We start from the raw sequence: 1,956 nt of genomic DNA, 5'->3' as shown, positions 1-1,956 counted from the left end.
CGCGCAGCGTGTGCACGAAGAGATCGTCGAGTGTCTTGATGTCCTTCGAAAAGAAGCCCATGGCCTTACCTTTCATTGCGCTTGGTGTGGATTTCGGCGACGGGGTTTGCACGCCGCCAGCAAAGACCGGGACGGTTCCCGGCTTGTCTGGTCAACGTACCGGCACCGAAGGAGTTCCTGATTTCCGAGGGCGAACCGCCCTTCTCCAGACCTGCGATCCGGTCGGTGGGGAGCCTTTGTCTCAATCGCACGTTCTAGCCGGGTAACCGGAACGAGAAGGGTCGGCGGAATGTATTTCATTGCATTGGCGGCAGACTATGACGGCACGCTGGCTCATGATGGGATCGTCGCCAAGAAGACGCTCGCCGCGCTTGAGCGGTTCAAGAAAAGCGGCCGCAAGCTGGTTCTCGTCACCGGGCGTGAACTGCCCGATCTCAAGCGCGTCTTTCCCGAGCTTAGCCTCTTCGACAAGGTCGTCGCTGAGAATGGCGCGATGATCTACACGCCGGCAAGCGAGGAAGAACGGGTGATCGCCCCATCGCCCGAGCCCAAATTCGTCGCCAGATTGAAGCGGCAGGGCGTCAAGCCGCTTTCGGTCGGGCGATCGATCGTCGCGACTTGGGAACCCCATCAGGCGACCGTGCTCGATATCATCAAGAAGATGGGTCTCGAACTGGAAATCATCTTCAACAAGGGCGCGGTGATGATCCTGCCGAGCGGCATCAACAAAGCCACCGGGCTCGCTGCGGCCCTTCAGGACCTTCGACTTTCGCCGCACAACGTCGTCGGCGTCGGCGATGCCGAGAACGACCACGCGTTCCTGCAGGCCTGTGGCTGCAGCGCCGCCGTCGACAATGCAATTCCGGCGGTCAAGGATACAGCCGACCTGGTCATGCGTGGCGCCCGCGGCAAGGGCGTGGAGCAATTAATCGCAAAGCTGATAAAGCGTGATCACGCGATAGTGCCGAAGCGCCATGACGGCATCGTTCTTGGATCGTCTGGCGGCGATGATGTCTACCTGTCGCCGAGCGACACGATCCTCATTGCCGGGAGTTCCGGCATTGGCAAATCCACCTTGGCCACCGCGCTGACGGAACGCTTCGTCGAAAGTGGTTTTCAGTTCTGCGTCTTCGATCCCGAAGGCGACTATGACGGCCTCGAAGGCGCCGTTCGCCTGGGCGACGGCTCAAGCGCGCCGACAAAGGCGCAGGTGCTGGATCTGATCGCCAAGGCCGACAGCAACATTGTCGTCAATGGATTGGCCCTGCGCGTCGACGAGAGGCCGGATTTCTTTGCCGACCTGCTGCCTGGCCTGAGCAGTTTCCGCCGGCGCACCGCGAGACCGCACTGGCTCGTCATCGATGAAGCGCACCATCTTCTGCCCAAGCGGCGCGACGATACGCGGGCGGTCCTGTCATTGGAATTGCCGGGCACAATCCTGATCACCGTTCACCCCGAGGCGATCTCGACAGACGCCTTGCGCCTTGTCACAGCCATCATTGCGCTTGGCCCCAAGGCGAAGGACGTGGTGAAGGTCTTCTGCAAGGAAACTGGCATTGAGCCGCCAAAGGACATTCCAACGCCCAAAGGCGCGCGCGTGCTGTTCTGGCGGCCGCAGTCGGGCAAGAAAGTCAAGACGGTCAAGGTGGTTGAACCACGTCAGTCACTCAAGCGGCACAGCCGGAAATATGCCGAAGGCCAGCTCGACGAAGCCGGCAGCTTCTATTTCCATGGCCCTGACAATGCGATGAACCTCAGGGCTCACAATCTGATGATCTTCGCTCAGATCGCCGAGGGGATAGACGACAAGACCTGGGAGTTTCATTTGCGCACCGGCGACTATTCCAAATGGTTCCGACATCAGATCAGGGACAAGGACCTGGCGCGCGAAACCGCCGAGGCGGAAGAGGACAAGACCCTGTCGGCGCAGGATAGTCGCAAGCGGGTGCTTGACGC

The 1,956-nt window shown here is 60.5% G+C and carries 1 protein-coding gene; it reads left to right on the top strand.

Annotated features, from left to right (window positions below; translation table 11 throughout):
• Positions 1–289: 289 nt before the first annotated feature.
• Positions 290–1,956 (top strand): HAD-IIB family hydrolase (locus EN939_RS32125; protein ID WP_127271582.1); only part of this gene is annotated, 1,667 nt, incomplete at its 3' end.

The organism is Mesorhizobium sp. M7A.F.Ca.CA.002.05.1.1 (genome assembly GCF_003998335.1).
Taxonomy (GTDB): domain Bacteria; phylum Pseudomonadota; class Alphaproteobacteria; order Rhizobiales; family Rhizobiaceae; genus Mesorhizobium.
Note: the sequence above shows the minus strand (reverse complement) of the source record. Positions and strands in the feature narration are given on the sequence as shown.